The 16,110-nt window shown below is 43.2% G+C and carries 14 protein-coding genes; 5 read left to right on the top strand and 9 right to left on the bottom strand.

Translation table 11 applies throughout. From position 1 onward, the window contains the following. Nucleotides 1-615: a CDP-alcohol phosphatidyltransferase family protein gene (locus DFP75_RS01120; protein ID WP_110571662.1), complete on the bottom strand. Its 615-nt coding sequence runs from the start codon at nt 613-615 to the stop codon at nt 1-3. A 115-nt stretch (nt 616-730) separates the two neighbouring features. Here DFP75_RS01120 and DFP75_RS01115 point away from each other — a divergent pair, with 115 nt between their 5' ends. Then, entirely contained in the window at nt 731-1,495 is a 765-nt protein-coding gene (locus tag DFP75_RS01115) for an alpha/beta fold hydrolase (protein ID WP_110571661.1), read from the top strand. Here DFP75_RS01115 and DFP75_RS01110 read toward each other — a convergent pair whose 3' ends face one another. From DFP75_RS01110 to DFP75_RS01100, 3 genes are read right to left on the bottom strand one after another with little or no spacing between them, the layout of a single operon-like run. After that, nucleotides 1,496-2,359, bottom strand: coding sequence for a hypothetical protein (locus DFP75_RS01110; RefSeq protein WP_245926974.1), 864 nt, complete (start codon nt 2,357-2,359; stop codon nt 1,496-1,498). Between the two features lie 56 nt (nt 2,360-2,415). After that, nucleotides 2,416-4,413 carry a TonB-dependent receptor plug domain-containing protein gene (locus tag DFP75_RS01105; RefSeq protein ID WP_245926910.1) on the bottom strand — a complete coding sequence of 666 codons (1,998 nt, stop codon included), beginning with the start codon at nt 4,411-4,413 and terminating at the stop codon, nt 2,416-2,418. Beyond that, entirely contained in the window at nt 4,410-5,282 is an 873-nt protein-coding gene (locus tag DFP75_RS01100; RefSeq protein ID WP_110571659.1) for a prephenate dehydratase, read from the bottom strand. Before DFP75_RS01100 ends, DFP75_RS01105 begins: the two co-directional genes overlap by 4 nt. 100 nt (nt 5,283-5,382) lie before the next feature. Between DFP75_RS01100 and yidD the strand changes: the two genes are divergently transcribed. Beyond that, on the top strand, nt 5,383-5,637 hold the full coding sequence (yidD, locus tag DFP75_RS01095; protein WP_110571658.1) for a membrane protein insertion efficiency factor YidD: 255 nt from the start codon (nt 5,383-5,385) through the stop codon (nt 5,635-5,637). On the opposite strand, the gene DFP75_RS01090 is transcribed toward yidD, so the two are convergent. The 4 genes from DFP75_RS01090 to DFP75_RS01075 all read right to left on the bottom strand — a co-directional run bounded on the left by DFP75_RS01090 (nt 5,634) and on the right by DFP75_RS01075 (nt 9,836). Continuing rightward, nucleotides 5,634-6,287, bottom strand: a complete 654-nt coding sequence (locus DFP75_RS01090) for a LuxR C-terminal-related transcriptional regulator (protein ID WP_110571657.1) — start codon at nt 6,285-6,287, stop codon at nt 5,634-5,636. The two genes, yidD and DFP75_RS01090, sit on opposite strands and share 4 nt — an antisense overlap. 27 nt (nt 6,288-6,314) lie before the next feature. Further along, on the bottom strand, nt 6,315-8,273 hold the full coding sequence (gene acs / locus DFP75_RS01085) for an acetate--CoA ligase (protein WP_110571656.1): 1,959 nt from the start codon (nt 8,271-8,273) through the stop codon (nt 6,315-6,317). Between the two features lie 120 nt (nt 8,274-8,393). Further along, complete coding sequence (locus DFP75_RS01080; RefSeq protein WP_245926909.1) at nt 8,394-9,164, bottom strand: class I SAM-dependent methyltransferase; 771 nt, start codon at nt 9,162-9,164, stop codon at nt 8,394-8,396. Between the two features lie 51 nt (nt 9,165-9,215). Next, nucleotides 9,216-9,836: an HAD family hydrolase gene (locus tag DFP75_RS01075; RefSeq protein WP_110571655.1), complete on the bottom strand. Its 621-nt coding sequence runs from the start codon at nt 9,834-9,836 to the stop codon at nt 9,216-9,218. Between the two features lie 279 nt (nt 9,837-10,115). Between DFP75_RS01075 and DFP75_RS01070 the strand changes: the two genes are divergently transcribed. After that, complete coding sequence (locus tag DFP75_RS01070; protein WP_110571654.1) at nt 10,116-11,144, top strand: TAXI family TRAP transporter solute-binding subunit; 1,029 nt, start codon at nt 10,116-10,118, stop codon at nt 11,142-11,144. A 98-nt stretch (nt 11,145-11,242) separates the two neighbouring features. Next, nucleotides 11,243-13,366, top strand: coding sequence for a TRAP transporter permease (locus DFP75_RS01065; protein WP_110571653.1), 2,124 nt, complete (start codon nt 11,243-11,245; stop codon nt 13,364-13,366). A 118-nt stretch (nt 13,367-13,484) separates the two neighbouring features. Here the strand turns inward: DFP75_RS01065 and DFP75_RS01060 are convergent, their stop codons facing one another. Then, complete coding sequence (locus DFP75_RS01060; protein ID WP_110571652.1) at nt 13,485-14,867, bottom strand: peptidoglycan DD-metalloendopeptidase family protein; 1,383 nt, start codon at nt 14,865-14,867, stop codon at nt 13,485-13,487. 424 nt (nt 14,868-15,291) lie between these two features. On the opposite strand from DFP75_RS01060, the gene fdhD reads away from it, so the two are divergent. Further along, a complete protein-coding gene (gene fdhD, locus DFP75_RS01055; protein WP_110571651.1) occupies nt 15,292-16,110 on the top strand; it encodes a formate dehydrogenase accessory sulfurtransferase FdhD in 819 nt (272 codons plus the stop codon).

Here is a 16,110-nt window from a genome sequence, read left to right as displayed (position 1 = left end):
CTAACTGGGATCGCGTAAAGTACGGTAACCTGCATAAATTCGGGTTACCGTCGTTATCCAACATATCACACCAAAAATATACGCCAATACAGCAAAGTAATTTGGCCACAAGCAAATCAATATTAGAAAACCAATAGTTTCCACCCCTTCAGCCAATCCTCCTACGAAATACAAAGATTTACGACCATACTCTAAGCGCTCAATATTTCGTTTCTCTGCCATAATAGCAAAGGCTAAAAAGCTACTCCCCGTCCCCATAAAAGAAAAAATCAGAAAACTGGCCGCCAATGCGTTATCTAGCGGATTCATCAAAGCAAAGCCAAACACCACCGCCGAATAAAAAATAAAGTCCAAGGTAATGTCCAAGTACCCGCCTAAATCGGTAGGCCCTTGCACACGAGCAACGGCGCCATCCAAGCCGTCCATAACACGATTGATTACCACCAACACTAACGCGAGAGAGGTTTGCTCAAAATACAAAGCAGGCAAGACCATCATACCCACAGCAAAACCAAACAGAGTAATCCAATTGGCCTTTACGCCCAGCTTATCGATCAGCAAAGCGGTTAAACGTAAGGGATGCTTAAGAGTTTTAATAAAAAATGTATCTAACATTCCAAAAACAACCTTGATTCTATGAGGACGTAGGTTTTAAAGACTTGCTACAATATTGGCATATTTTCTTTGCCAATATCTATTTCATTTACTTACGCAGATTAATAAGGTTTCTATGATAAACGCAAAACAATACGGCACATCAGGACCTCACCTTATCGTCATCCATGGTTTATTTGGTAATGCTGATAACTGGCATTCTATTGCTCAATCCTTAGCCGAGCACTTTACAATACACTGTGTCGACCTTCCAAACCACGGCAAGTCAGATAGTATGAGTGAAGCCAGCTACCCAAAAATGGCTTCCGCTGTTCTGGAATGGGCTAAAGCAAACAACATAAACACCTTCTATCTATTAGGTCATTCTATGGGCGGAAAAGTTGCCATGCAAATGGCGGCAATCGCTGAAGCAGGACAGATAGAAAAGCTCATCGTGGTAGACATCGCCCCTGTCGATTACGAACCAAGTCATACTCGTATATTGGACGGTTTGAAGGCCATTGATGAAGCTCTACCAGCCTCTAGAAAAGAAGCAGACTCATTATTGAGCCAGTATGAATCAAGCTTGGGAGTAAGACAGTTTTTACTAAAAAACCTCACTAAAAAAGAACAAGGGTTTAGCCTAGATCTTTCTGTACACAATATTGCAGACAGCTACCCAGTTATTTTGAAAAAGCCTGAGATAAACGCAGCGGTCAACATCCCTACACTGTTCATAAAAGGTGAGAATTCAGACTATATTGTGGCAGATTATCAAGACGCCATTGTAAAACTCTTCCCACAAGCTAGCTTTAAAATAATCTCAGGAGCTGGACACTGGCTTCATGCCGAGAAGCCAGTGCCGTTTAGCAGCTTAGTAAAACGCTTTTTAACCTCTTAACTAGTTACACGCTGATTCCGAGCAAAGTCCATATTGGTCTTTTAAATACGCAGCGGAAGGCAGCACAATGCCATGAGATTTTATAAGGTAGGGATTGAAGCTAACTCTTAATTGGTCTGGGTACACTGCATCCAACAGTGTGCCCTCTGCCTGCCAGCCATTTATACGAGCCGCCAAAGCGTCTAATTTTGTTTCGGTATCAGAATAAATAGCAAACAAAGAACCAGCCTTAACAAATCCCAACGACGGGCCTATCATCAATTTCTGTTTATGAAATAGCAGCTTCAAAATGTCTTGTGCAATTCCGTTTTCATAAAGCTGAGAATCGACCAATGAAAACATCATCGTAGAATCTTCCATAATATAGTTCACTGCTTTTAACACAGATAACTGATCAACCTCAGTTTGCAAAAAGCGAAACGTGAACCCATACACACTCGCTTGTTCCTGCATGCCCTGCTGATCTATAAGAAGATTGTTACTGTGTAGAACGATAAGTGGCTTGGGGTCAAACCAGACTGCCTGCAGTAATGATAAGCGCTTTTCTAAAGGCGCGCCTGAAAAAACAGCACTACTGGGTATAGAGCACTGAGGCTGAATATTTAAATATTCTTCTTTACCAATAAAAATCCCAACAATCGCTCCTTTTGAGGCAACCGAACAAGCCTCTCGAAAGCTATTATTGCCAATGGCAACAATCATATCCTCTGGCTGTAGTGCTGAAATGTTTTGCACAAACACAGACTGTCGCACAGGGATAACCGATGTACTGGTGGATAATAATCGAGAAAGTTGGAACGTCAAAGAACGCACCGAACTCTCTTCAGTATTGTGAACCACATAAACTGCTGCCGACACCTTCATTGTGCTAAACAGCAATAAAAACCAAAAAATCCGTTTCACTCTTTCATTAATCCGAGTTAGAAAGTAATGTTGCTAAAGACATAGAAGAACGTGTCTTCGTCCAAGTTATTGTGGTAGCTAACCAAAGCGTTTCCATCCAAGCGCGCTTCTAAACCCAACCCCATCGTGGCAGTCGAATAGCCACCTAGTGACATTTTGTAAGATAGCCAACTATTGACAAACTCGTAGTTCCTTCCGTTTAACTCTTTCCCATACCAATAGTAGCCATTAATAAACAACTTATCCGTTAATGGCTGACTCGAAAATAATGACATCATTATCGGTGAGGTAGAGTCCAACAGTTTACTATTGTCCGTTTGCGTATCTTGATAAGCATAAGTGAACCGAGTCATTCCGCCTGAGCGTGAACGCCAATCCAGTTCAAGCTCCAAGCCATTAATACTGACATCTTCCGTCACACCCTCTTCAATGGCTGAATCTGACCCTGCATTAGAAAAGTATTTTCTGCTTAATACCATATCTTGAACCGAATCATGGTAAAGCTTTACATCCATCGACAATCCCTGATCAAGCCAATAATGATAATAGCCTATTTCGTACGAGGTGATTTTCTCTTCCTTCTCTCCTTGATCAGCGTATGTCGTGTAAGAGCTTTCTCCAGTCGACAATACGTAATGCCATTTAAAATATTGATCAGACAAATCAGGCGTTCTCACCGCGTTCGAAGCGTTGAATCGAAAGGACTCATTTTCTGACAATTTGTAGGTGGCTCCCAGCTTAGGCGATAAGAATGTCCCACCCATTTGGCTACGCTCAAGCATGGCCCCAGTATTCAAAACCCAGTGCTCACCTGCTCTATATTCTAAATTTGAAGATGCTCGCAGCACTTCATCGCTGACAGCGCCCGAAAAGTAGTGTTCAGAATCGGCTTCATCCAAGCGATAACCTAATGCGGAGATCACTTTTAGGTTTTCTCTCGCGGCCCAGGTGCTTTGCACTTCCAGATCCTGACGGGTTTCCACTAAATCCACGTCATACGATCGATAAACATCCCCGCTACTAGTACCACCAAAAAACACACTATAAAAAGAGCTGGTTAATCTGGCATCGTGATGCTCACTTTGTTCAGCCTGATCATAGTAATACTGGAATTTTAATTCATGATCGGACGAGACTTGCTTAGTGTAACTGAGCTTGATGTGCTCACGATTCGCCTCACGTACCGGATCATTAATATCATAAGAACCTTCCGCATACTCTTCAGGATCCATATTAGCTTTGACACGATTTGCCCCTACATCTAGGTCAAAGAAACTAGTGGATGTTTCTTTTTGAATGAAAACATTCCCCATGACCGTTCCATGCCCATCATGTCGATCATTACCATCCTTATCTGTATCAAATCCACTTACATTACTGGTCGAAGCTGATGCTCGGTAGCTCCAATCACCATTCAAGCCACTGTGTTGACCATATAAGCGGTAATCACCTCGTGATCCTGAATAAGCAGAAACACTGCTTCCCAATGTTTCCAAAGGAGAGCGTGTAATGATGTTCACTACAGCGAAATATGAGTTAATACCATAACTCGCCGCATTAGGACCTCGGTTGACCTCCACACGCGAAACATCTTCAATATTAAGAGGTAAAGTTGCCCACTCAACTCGAGCCTTGCCAGCACTATAGACAGAACGTCCATTTACCAACACCTGAATGCGGCGATATTCTTCTAGCTGAGTACCATGATACGACACAATTTTCTGACTGGATGCTTTATAAGGAAACACCGCAAACCCTGGGACAAATTGCAGTAAATCTTCAACATACTGCATATTTAGGCGTCGAATAAACTCACCATCCAGCACCGACAAGGTAGAGGACACATCGACTCTTGGTTGCGCTATTTTAGATGGGGTAACAACCACTGGAATGCTATCAAAAAAATCATCAAATGAGCTCAACTCTGTCCCTGTTAAAGATGATATATCATCCAACTCTGCCCATGCTATTGAACTCAATGACAGGGATAAAACAACACAACACCAACGCATCATAATGACTTTAACCTATACTCATCAGCCAAATAGGTGCCTAAAACGCGTACATCTTCAGAGAAAAAACTCAGCTCCTCAAGCGCCGCTTGCATAGCAGCAGACTGAAAATGCGCCTCTACATCGACATAAAACTGTGTCGCCGTGAAGTTGCCATTCACCATGTAGCTTTCTAGCTTCAACATGTTAATGCCCTGAGTCGCAAAGCCACCCATTGCTTTATACAAAGCCGCGGGAATATTGCGCACTCGAAACATAAAAGACGTTATATAAGTTTGGCCTTCTTCCATAACTGGCATTTTTTGCTGGCGGGCAAAGACTAAGAAGCGAGTCGTGTTGCCAACAGAATCATTAAAGTGGGTTTTTAGTACCTTTAGACCATAAAGCTCTGCCGCAAGCTCAGACGATATAACGGCTAATCCGGGTTCTTCAAATTCAGCTATGTGCTTGGCCGCGCCTGCGGTATCGTACATAGCCTGATTTTTTGCTCCTAACGCCTTTATATTACTATCACACTGGGCCAAGGCTTGAGGGTGGCTGCCTATGCGAGTAATTTGATCGATCGTCATAGAATGAGGCGCAATCAAACAGTGGTTTACGGGTTCAAAATGTTCTTTCACAACGTACAGCTGAGTGCGTTTTAACTCTCGGTAAATTTCCTCGACTCGCCCAGCCGTAGAATTTTCCACCGGAATCATCGCGTAATAGGCATCCCCTTTTTCAACCATATTTAAGGCATCAACAAAGGTGGCGCAATGAACGCTATTCCAATCGGGAAAAGTGTGTTTACACGCTAAATGAGAATAAGCTCCGGGCTCGCCTTGGTAAGCGACGACCTTCATTGCATCTAAAGTAAGATGTTGATCTGGCATAGTGAATTCTTTTCTGTGGTATATTTCGAATACAGTATCAAATAGGCGTCATTATTTACATAGAAATGACATTGAAGACTCAGAAAACAGATAATACACCATGAAAAAAATACTTATTGTGCTGGTAAAAGGCTATCAGTTTTTAATCAGTCCATTGCTAGGAAATAACTGCCGATTTTACCCAAGCTGTTCTCAATATATGATTCAAGCCATTGAGCAATATGGTGTGTTTAAAGGAATGTATCTTGGAATAAAAAGACTGTCTAAATGTCATCCATGGCACGAAGGCGGTATTGATCCGGTACCTTCGCCTTGCGAATGCAAAACCAACACAAAAAAAAACGACAACCCTTAACTCAAGGCCGTCGTCATTTGTAGTTTTAAGTCACTTGCAACCAATACCGCTTGCGTTCTGTTATTAATTTCAAGCTTGCGGAATATGGCGGTAATGTGCGCTTTAACCGTTGCCTCCGAAATGGACAACTCATAGGCAATTTGCTTATTCAACAACCCTTCATGCAAATAACACAACACCTTGTATTGCTGAGGAGTCAATTCAGCGACTTTATTTTGCATTGATAAATCAGGTTTAGGTTGATTAGCCACAGCCTGCTTAAGATCATCGGGTAACCAAATATCACCCGCTAAAATAGCATGGATCGCTTGTACATAAGTGGCTGGCTCACTGGTTTTGGAGATAAAACCCAGCGCGCCAGAGTCTATGACTTTTGCAACCATTTCACTGTCTTCACTGCCTGAAATCACAGCTACTGGTACATCTGGAAAGTCTTTACGAATTCGAATCAACCCATAAAGCTCACCACTGCCCGGCATATTTAAATCCAGTAAAAGCAAATCAAGGTCATCAAGATCGCTTAAACATTGTAGCGTCGAATCTAAGTCAAAAGATTCGACAATAACAATACCCTGAATCTCTGCTCGTAATGCACCACTGAGTGCACTACGAAACAAAGGATGATCATCCGCGATAACAAGTGAAATCACAGTTTATCCTTTTAAATATGTAAACGATTACACATTTAAACGGTTTTCGATTAAATCATCAACCACACTTGGATCAGCTAATGTACTTGTGTCTCCCAATTGATCATGTTCGTTAGCAGCAATCTTCCGCAAAATACGACGCATAATCTTACCTGAACGCGTTTTTGGCAGACCTTTGCTTGCCCACTGAATCAGATCAGGCGTCGCAATTGGACCAATTTCTTGGCGAACAAACTGTTTTAATGCCTTCGTGAGGTCTTCATCTGGCGTGACACCAGCAACCGCACTCACGTAAACATAGATACCTTGCCCCTTAATATCGTGCGGATACCCAACAATGGCAGCTTCAGCCACTGAAGGATGCGCCACCAAAGCACTCTCGATTTCTGCAGTACCAAGACGGTGACCAGATACGTTTAAGACATCATCCATTCGACCGGTGATCCAATAGTGGCCATCTTCGTCACGCATCGCCCCATCACCAGTGAAATACATACCTTCAAACGTGCTGAAATAAGTTTGTTCAAAACGCTCATGGTCACCATACACTGTACGAGCTTGACCCGGCCAAGAATCGGTAATAACCAATCCACCTTCCACTTGAACGCCCTGCGCATTTTGTACGACGCCTTGAGCATCCACTAATGCAGGCTGAACACCAAACAACGGTCCAGTACAGGATCCAGGTTTCACATCACCTTGAACAATTCGTGGTGTCATCATCATGCCACCAGTCTCGGTTTGCCACCAAGTGTCTACGATAGGACAAGCAGAGTTACCAATTTCAGTGTAATACCAAGACCACGCTTCTGGGTTAATTGGTTCACCAACACTGCCCAATATACGCAAAGAATCACGCTTACTGGTACGTGTTGCTTCATCCCCTTTTGCCATCAAGGCACGAATTGCCGTTGGCGCAGTGTACAAAAGAGTGACATCAAATTTGTCTACTACTCGACCAATTCGGCCTGAATCTGGGTAGGTTGGAACACCTTCAAACAAGATACTTGTAGCACCATTGGCAAGCGGGCCGTATACCATGTAGCTGTGTCCGGTAATCCAGCCAACATCAGCCGCACACCAGTAAACATCATCAGGCTTAAGGTCAAAAACCAATTCGTGGGTCAATGATGCATACACTAAATAACCGCCAGTTGTATGAACAACCCCTTTCGGTTTACCTGTCGATCCAGAGGTGTACAAAATAAACAATGGATCTTCAGCATTCATTGGTTCTGCTGGGCACTCAGTGCTTTCATTCGCTACTTCAGCGGCCCAGTCCACATCACGACCATCAACCCAAGGCACATCTTTGTTGGTATAGCGATAGACAACAACAGACTCAACTGATGGACAAGCATTCTTATCCAGTGCCATATCCACATTGTGTTTAAGTGGAATCGTATTTCCAGCACGACGGCCTTCGTCGGCGGTAATGACAAGCTTCACTTCACAATCATTTAGGCGGTCGGCAATTGCATTAGCGGAGAAACCGCCAAAAATAACAGAATGGATTGCCCCAATTCGGGCACACGCCAACATGCTGTAGACGGCTTGAGGAATCATTGGCATGTAAATCGCTACTCGATCACCTTTTTTAACGCCTTTGCGCTTCAAAAGATTGGCTAAGCGGCCTACTTCATCATGCAGTGTCTGATAGGTAATCGCGACTTTGTCATCGCTTTCTTTGTCGCCTTCACAGTAATAAGCAACTTTGTTTGCAGAGGTGGCCAAATGGCGATCTATACAGTTATACGCGACGTTTAATTCGCCATCTTCAAACCATTTAATATTAACCTGACCACGCTTAAATGAGGTGTTTTTAACTTTGCTATAAGGTGTAAACCAATCTAAGCGTTTACCGGCTTCCCCCCAAAATTTATCTGGGTTTTCAATCGATTCTTGATAGCGTTTTTCAAACTCTGCTTGACTCACATTGGCATTTTTTGCCGCCTCACTTGAGGTTGCGCTATATAATGACTTCATAACCCGCTCCATTGTTAAATTTGTTATTCGGATGCAGAACTACTATAACCAGACAAGCATTACGATCTATTCCACTTTAGTCTTATTGAGACTTTGTCATGTACGCGCTTTGCAGCCTGTCTAAGAAAAGCGTCCTGCTTTTACAAAAAATGGCAGACGTATTTCCTGCTTTTTAGTTGGTTTAGACCAAGCTTCTCGAATAATAGGAGACGCTTCTAGCAAAAAATCGTCCCCATGCTCTTGAATACGTAGCTGAGAAGCAGACCACGTTCGAATAAAGTCTATAGTCTGCGTCACTGACCAATGGCAATTTAGCTCAAATGCTGGCACATCAATCAATTCAAATGGAAACTCAATACTTCGATATTGCTCCCATAACAAGCGACTTTCTGCAGGCCAGTAATCCTGAAGATGCGGTAAGACGGCTTCCGCAATTGCTCGATCTTCGGCCTCTCCGATTTGCAACCAGTTATAACCCCAGCAAACAAACATGCCACCAGGCTTCAAGACTCGTCGAAGTTCAGACCAAAAAGACGCTAAATCAAACCAATGCAATGCATGAGCCACACACACCACATCAAAATAATCATCTGGATAAAGGGTCTTCTCAGCAGGAAACACCTGATAATTGACTTTACGGTGTGGCGTTGCTGCAGTGATTTGAGACTCACTAATATCCGATGCTTCCACACGGTCAAAATACGCAGCAAGATCAACCGATGCCTGACCGGTCCCACAAGCACAGTCCCATACAACACTTGATGGAGACACTTGCTGAGAAAGCCAATAATAAAGCTCGGCCGGATACATTGGTCGAGTTCGAGAATAACTAATCGAAGACTGTCCATCAAAAGTACGCATAGAAACCTCTAACCCCAACTGTGCTTTCACCTTAATAACATCCTTAAAGGCTGCAACCTATCCTGTGTCAATATCCTGATACTAACGAGCTAGTACCCCGTACTCTTCAAGCACTTGCCGAGCTTGTTTAATTCCTTTAACTCGATGCGCCTTCATACCCAATGCACATGCCGCATCAATGTTAATCTGATTATCATCAATAAAGAGTATTTGTTCAGGTGCCACTTGCAGCTGATCAATCACATGATGATAAATCGCAGCATCCGGTTTCACAAACCCCACTTGATGAGAAGCGTAATAGCTGTGAAATTTATCCGCTAATGCCATTTCATCCATCAGCCTTGGCCAATGTGCAGCGTTGGTGTTGGATAAAACCGCTCGATGATATTCCGGTTTAACCGCGTCTACTAACTCCAACGCCCCAGCAAACAAACCTTTTGGCCATGCTTTAAAGGACGCTTTAAACACATCCTTATCAATGGTGCTGCCCACTTCTGCCAATAAATCTTGTGCAAATTTATCAAAAGAAATCTTCCCCGAATCAAATGCAGCAACACTCGGTGATGATAACCACTTAAGCCATACATCAGACTCTTCACCCTCTGTATTCAGCATCCGATGCATTTCTGATACATCGCCGAGATCTACCAATACATTCCCTAAATCAAATAGTACAACACGAATAGTCGATTTTTGTTTCATTATTTCCCTTCCAGATACATCGGCAATATTTCGCTCATTCAAAATCAAATAAGCAATAAAATAGCATGTTAACAGCGATGATTGCTCGACCTCATCATAAGCAATTTATTGCCGACAGAGAAACGTCAACAATAAGCAAAAAACAGCGCATATGAGTATAAAAAAGTAAAAATACTCGAGAGAATTAAAAATAGTCTTTTAATATCAACAACTTAAATATTTGGCATGATAATCGCAATCAATAAATCAACTAACCCCACCCATTAGGAGAAAAATAACATGAAATTGGGATTCGTTACTAAAGCCATTCTTTCTAGCGCAACCGCTGCGGCGATTGCACTTTCTGCAACCAATGTATCAGCAGCTGACGATCGCAACTATATATTAGCAACCGCATCAACAGGTGGTACTTATTACCCAGTTGGTGTTGCTATTGCTACATTAAGCAAAGTCAAACTAGAGCCAAAATTTGGTTTATCTGTCTCTGCCATTAGCTCTGCAGGGTCAGGCGAAAACATCAAATTACTGCGTGAAAACCAAGCGCAATTTGCCATTCTACAAGGCCTTTACGGTGCATGGGCATGGGAAGGTGAAGGCCCATTTGAAAGCTCAGGCAAACAAACTGAATTGCGCTCTGTATCAATGCTATGGCAAAACGTTGAACACTTTGTACTAAAGTCAGATTTGGCTAAAACGGGTACAGTGGCTGACCTAAAAGACATTGAAAATACCAACCACAAATTCTCAATTGGAACAAAAAACTCTGGTACTGAAGGCTCTGGCCGCCAACAGCTAAAAGGCCTAAACATTGATCCAGATAAGTTTGCTCTCGCTTACATGGGATATGGTGCCAGCGCTGACGCCATGCAAAATGGCAACATTGATGGTATGAACACGCCAGCAGGTGTACCTGTTAGTGCCGTGACACGCCTTTACGCATCAATGGGTGACAAAGTAAAAGTGTTGGACTTCACTGATGAACAAATCAAACAAGCCAATGGCAATTATGAGCTATGGACTCGTTATGTTATTCCTGCAAACACTTACCCAGGTCAAACAAAAGACATCAACACCGTAGCGCAACCTAATTTCCTTGCGACACGTGCCGATTTGTCTGAAGACGATGTTTATGAGCTAACTAAGTCCCTATATGAAAACTTGGGGTATTTAAGTGCCATTCACAAAGCAACCGCTGTAATGTCTATTGAAAAAGCCATTGCTGGTCTGCCTGTGCCATTACACCCAGGCGCAGCTCGTTACTATCGTGAACGCGGTATTAACATTCCTGCTCGTCTGATTGCGAATTAATAACCTACTCGCAATAGATTGTCGCGCCGTACTTAGTACGGCGCACTTTACCCCTCTTTGCTTAATTTGTTTCTGTACGTATCTAAGGTAGCCTGTCTATGACTGCTTCATCTCAACCAACCGATTCTCAAGAAATTAATCTTGAAGATTTCGAAACAAAACATCGCTCTGGACTCTGGTTAAACCGACTTGTTTTTACCATTTCCATTTTTCTCGCTGTGGCTCATATTTACATCAACACCATCGCTACTTTGCCTGAATTGTGGGTCTCCGCTTTTCACTTCGCAGGCTTTGGTGCGCTATGCGCTTTACTGATTCCAGCACACCCAAAATGGCAAGACAGTAAAATAGCAATGTTTTTTGATGGGGCGATCGTGCTTGCGCTGATTGGAATGGTGTTATACATCATCTTTTTCGAAGACGCCCTTTACGCAAGAGGGGTGACATTCAATACATCAGATTGGATCGTTTCTAGCATTGCCGTGCTACTGTCATTGGAGCTCATTCGCCGAACCAGCGGCTGGTTTATTCCTTTCCTAATTGTTATTGCCTTAAGCTATGTTGTGTTGTGGGGAAGTTGGCTGGGCGGCATGTTTAACTTCCCAGGTCTTAGCCTAGAAACACTGCTGTATCGTAGTTTTTTTAGTACCGATGGCATGTTCGGCTCTATTTCCCGTATTTCATGGAGCTTTGTCTTCATGTTTATTTTATTCGGCGCTTTTTTAGTAAAATCAGGTGCCGGTGATTTCATCATCGATTTATCTCGATCCCTTGCCAGCAAAATGATTGGCGGGCCAGGATTTGTTGCTGTACTTGGCTCTGGTCTCATGGGCTCTGTTTCTGGCTCTTCTGTGGCCAACACGGTTTCGACAGGGGTTATTACCATCCCTCTGATGCGCAAAGCAGGGTTTCCAGCACGCTTTGCCGCAGGCGTTGAAGCCGCAGCGTCTACTGGTGGACAGCTAATGCCACCTGTCATGGGAGCTGGTGCCTTTATTATGGCGTCTTACACCCAAGTATCTTACGTCACCATCATCGGTGTCGCTGCTATTCCAGCCTTACTGTATTTTCTTTCTGTTGGTTTCTTTGTTCGTGTAGAAGCGAAACGTAGCAAAGTAATTTCTACTGAAAGTGATGACGCGGTAAAAGTGTCGCAAGTATTAAAAAGCGGTTGGCATCATATTGTTCCTTTAACCGTTCTGGTTACTCTGTTAGTACAAGGTTTTACGCCAACTTACGCTGCGGGTATCAGCATACTTGCTGTCATTGCAGCGTCTTTTTTGTCTAGCAAACATCGCATGGGGCCTGCAGAAATACTCGATGCTATGGCGCAAGGCGCAAAAAACATGTCAACAACAGCCGTTCTTCTTGTTGGCATTGGTTTAGTGGTAAACGTCATAAGTACAACAGGGATAGGTAATACTTTCTCGTTATTAATTACCAACTGGGCTAGTGGCAGCTTGTTTTACACCATAATTTTGGTGGCCATTGCATCGCTTATTTTGGGAATGGGATTACCCGTTACAGCGGCCTACATTGTTTTAGGAACACTGTCTGCACCTGCGTTATTTAACCTGATCGCTGAAAGTCAGTTACTAGATATGATGGTTTCTGGAAGCTTGCCAGAAGCGGCCAATGCCGTCTTCATGCTGGTCGATCCTTCTGCGATTACAGCGCTGGCACAAGGCATGCCGATGGATCAAGCACAGTCCTTGTTGGCTCAAGTGCCAAATGACTTTAAAGGCATGTTAATGGATCAGGCGTTGGGCGCTGAGAGCGTTGCGATGATTCTGGTAACAGCCCACATGATTATCTTCTGGTTATCACAAGATAGTAATGTGACGCCTCCTGTGTGTTTAACCGCTTTTGCCGCGGCTGCGATCGCGAAAACACCACCAATGCGAACGGGTATGACGGCATGGAAACTGGCAAAAGGTCTGTATATTGTTCCGTTATTAATGGCCTACACACCCCTTATTGGTGGCGATTCTGAAACACTATTGCGTCTCACTTTCTTTGCTATTTTTGGTATGTATGCATTGGTAGGTGCAATGGAAGGTTATCTAGAAGACAAACTAGCCATAGTGCCACGCGCTTTGCTATTAGCCGCTTCTTTAATGATGCTATGGCCAAACTTAGATCTATGGATTCAATTCATCGGCTTGGTCGTGTTCTTAGGTATCTTTATGGTTGGCAACAAGTCCTACAAAAAGAGCCTATAAATCAACCTCTAAGATAAAAAGTTGAGCAATAAAAAAGGAGCATTTTCATCAAAATGCTCCTTTTTTTATATGCTCATTTCAGACCGTTAAGCGGTGCAGAAAAACGCTTTTCAAACCTTCATTCTTCAGACTCTGAACTAGAACCCGCTTTTGCATCGGTTTTGCCTGCCATCATACTAATCCAAGTAGCAACATTAGCATTGTATTCGCTGCGCGTATTCTCGGGTATTGATTGCATTGTTGGAATACTTGCTGTCATTGGATTGACTGGTCGACCTCTTACATGCAGCTCATAGTGCAGATGCGCTCCCGTGGTTCGCCCAGTATTCCCAGACAAGGCAACAACTTGACCACGTTTCACTTTCTGGCCTTTTTTCACTAGAATTTTACTCAAGTGAAGATAACGTGAGCCATAAGGGCCGGTATAGTCGATCACAACATATTTACCAGCGTATTTATGTGATGCCACGCGAGTCACAATACCATCACCTGTAGCCAACACTTCGGTTCCTGAAGGTGTTGCCAAATCAACCCCATTATGAGGCGCTGGGTGCCCTGTTATTGGATGTAAGCGATTAGCATTAAAAGGCGAACTAATTCGATAGTGTTTGCGTGTCGGCCAACGCAATAACGCAGGCGTTAAACTGTTACCTGCCTCGTCATAGAAACGACCATCGGAATGTAAAAAAGCACGGTATGTTTCACCCTTAACGGTAATTTCTATCGCTTCTAATTGATCCTCACCTACTTTTACACCATCTATGCTGCCTTTTTTAACAACAAAGTTGAATTCGTCGTTAGCCCTTAGGTCCTTACGGAAGTTAACTCGACCTTTAAGCACATCTTGAATAATCAAAATATTGGCATCAGAAAGACCGGCTTTTTTGGCAGACAAGTAAAAGTTACTGACCACTTTACTGTGGACGGTTTCCTGTTTGTAAGTGATGGGCTTGATATGTTCATCATAACTAAAACCACCGTTTTCGTGCCGAACATATGACACACTTTTACTTATATCAAGGCGACGGGTTAACTCTACTAACTCACCTTCTTCATTCAGTTTAAAAGTAAACTTATCATTAGGAAGCAATGGCTCAAGAACAAGATATTCTTGGTCAGCCTCCAGTACAGAATACAAAGACTCACGGGACAAGCCCAGACGCGCAAAAATACCCGCCAGCGTATCGCCCGGCTTTATAACGTAGTTAATAGAAGGAAGAGGTGCAGTCACTTCCTCTACTTGCTGCAAAGGGTCAGTGGTAACGAAAGAGTCGTAATCTTTGTCTTCATCAGTGTCTTCATCTGACTTTGCATTAGCAGTAGAAGGCTTAACGGACGTCTTAGTGTTACCGCTAGGTAATTGGTACTCTTTAGGATTCTCTGTTGATGATACAAGCGATTTATAAACAAACAGCAGAACGATGAAAACGACGAAAATAATGGATAACCAAGCACGCGGCCCAGATAAAGCCCAGCGTGAAAGGCGTGTTATAAACTGCATAAATAAAAAAACTCATTAAACAAAAAATGGCTCTCACAGAACCTGACTATGCACCACCACTTGGGCCGCACACATTCTCAATTAGGACAAGAACTGAACCACACTTTGTCTCATGTGCCTCCCCCTCGCCACTGTTGGAGTGCAAATAATCACAGTCCATACCTTTTTCACCTAGGGTTTTACACAACCCATACGAAAAAGACATTGAAGCTATTTTTTTTCGGGCAAGAATACGGCATTTTGAGTTTCAAAGAAATACTTAACAATTTGAAATGCGCATCTATATTGATTCTTTTATGAACAATAGACAGCGACCAAGAATCACCTCGTTTTATGCACTTTTTCAATATAAAAAGATTGGACGACCTTCTCGTCTCTCCGTACTATTAAAGCCCTCTCAAATTCATTTAGTAAATCGGATAATATGCAATATTCATCCTTGTCTTTTCCCTGCTTCCAACGACACTCTTTTGATCGCTGCGACAATCAACTCGCTGCAGGGTCGGCAAAGCTTGTGGAAGAAGTCCCTCTGGCCATTAGTATCAATGACATTACTCATGCCGTCATGATGGTTACCCCCAATCAATTAGACGCCTTTGTCATTGGTTTTGCGCGGAGCGAAGGCATTATTGAGCACATTAGCGATGTACGAGATTTGGAAGTAGAGACTACAAAAATACCGCCCAATATTGACAGCATCGCCATTAACTTAACCCTTAGTTCTCGCCGATTTGCCAATTTCAAACAAAAGAAACACGCTCACCTTGGTGCAACAGGATGCGGCTTGTGTGGTGTCGAATCGCTTCCTCAAGCGATCCCTACGCTAGCAACATTACCACCAAGCGAGCCGATAGCTGAGTCAACTTTATTGTCGCTAAAATCACGTTTGGCTGATTATCAAACCCTTGGAAAACAAACGGGGGCTGTGCATGCGGCGTTATTGGTTTCTCCTAACGGAGACCCTATTATCTGCATGGAAGACATAGGCAGACACAATGCACTCGACAAGGTGATTGGCTACGCTCTGCAACAAGATATCAACTTACATAACTACAGCGTTTTAATGACGAGCAGATGCAGTACGGAGTTAGTACAAAAGGCCGTTCGAGTTGGTCTTTCTAGACTTGTCCATCTCGCCTCACCCAGCACATTAGCCGTGACACTTGCGGAACATTATGGGCTAACGCTGATTCATTTACCTAAACAAGACTCACCACGAATATTTACATCTTCAACCCCGTAA

Source organism: Marinomonas alcarazii (genome assembly GCF_003208215.1).
GTDB lineage: Bacteria > Pseudomonadota > Gammaproteobacteria > Pseudomonadales > Marinomonadaceae > Marinomonas > Marinomonas alcarazii.
This window is presented reverse-complemented; position numbering and strand designations above follow the sequence as displayed.

Coding starts and splice junctions, on each gene's coding strand:
- acs (WP_110571656.1), bottom strand. CDS start 8,273: ATGAAGTCATTATATAGCGCAACCTCAAGTGAGGCGGCAAAAAATGCC.
- DFP75_RS01105 (WP_245926910.1), bottom strand. CDS start 4,413: ATGATGCGTTGGTGTTGTGTTGTTTTATCCCTGTCATTGAGTTCAATA.
- DFP75_RS01060 (WP_110571652.1), bottom strand. CDS start 14,867: ATGCAGTTTATAACACGCCTTTCACGCTGGGCTTTATCTGGGCCGCGT.
- DFP75_RS01115 (WP_110571661.1), top strand. CDS start 731: ATGATAAACGCAAAACAATACGGCACATCAGGACCTCACCTTATCGTC.
- DFP75_RS01070 (WP_110571654.1), top strand. CDS start 10,116: ATGAAATTGGGATTCGTTACTAAAGCCATTCTTTCTAGCGCAACCGCT.
- DFP75_RS01100 (WP_110571659.1), bottom strand. CDS start 5,282: ATGCCAGATCAACATCTTACTTTAGATGCAATGAAGGTCGTCGCTTAC.
- DFP75_RS01120 (WP_110571662.1), bottom strand. CDS start 615: ATGTTAGATACATTTTTTATTAAAACTCTTAAGCATCCCTTACGTTTA.
- fdhD (WP_110571651.1), top strand. CDS start 15,292: ATGCAATATTCATCCTTGTCTTTTCCCTGCTTCCAACGACACTCTTTT.
- DFP75_RS01075 (WP_110571655.1), bottom strand. CDS start 9,836: ATGAAACAAAAATCGACTATTCGTGTTGTACTATTTGATTTAGGGAAT.
- yidD (WP_110571658.1), top strand. CDS start 5,383: ATGAAAAAAATACTTATTGTGCTGGTAAAAGGCTATCAGTTTTTAATC.
- DFP75_RS01065 (WP_110571653.1), top strand. CDS start 11,243: ATGACTGCTTCATCTCAACCAACCGATTCTCAAGAAATTAATCTTGAA.
- DFP75_RS01110 (WP_245926974.1), bottom strand. CDS start 2,359: ATGAAGGTGTCGGCAGCAGTTTATGTGGTTCACAATACTGAAGAGAGT.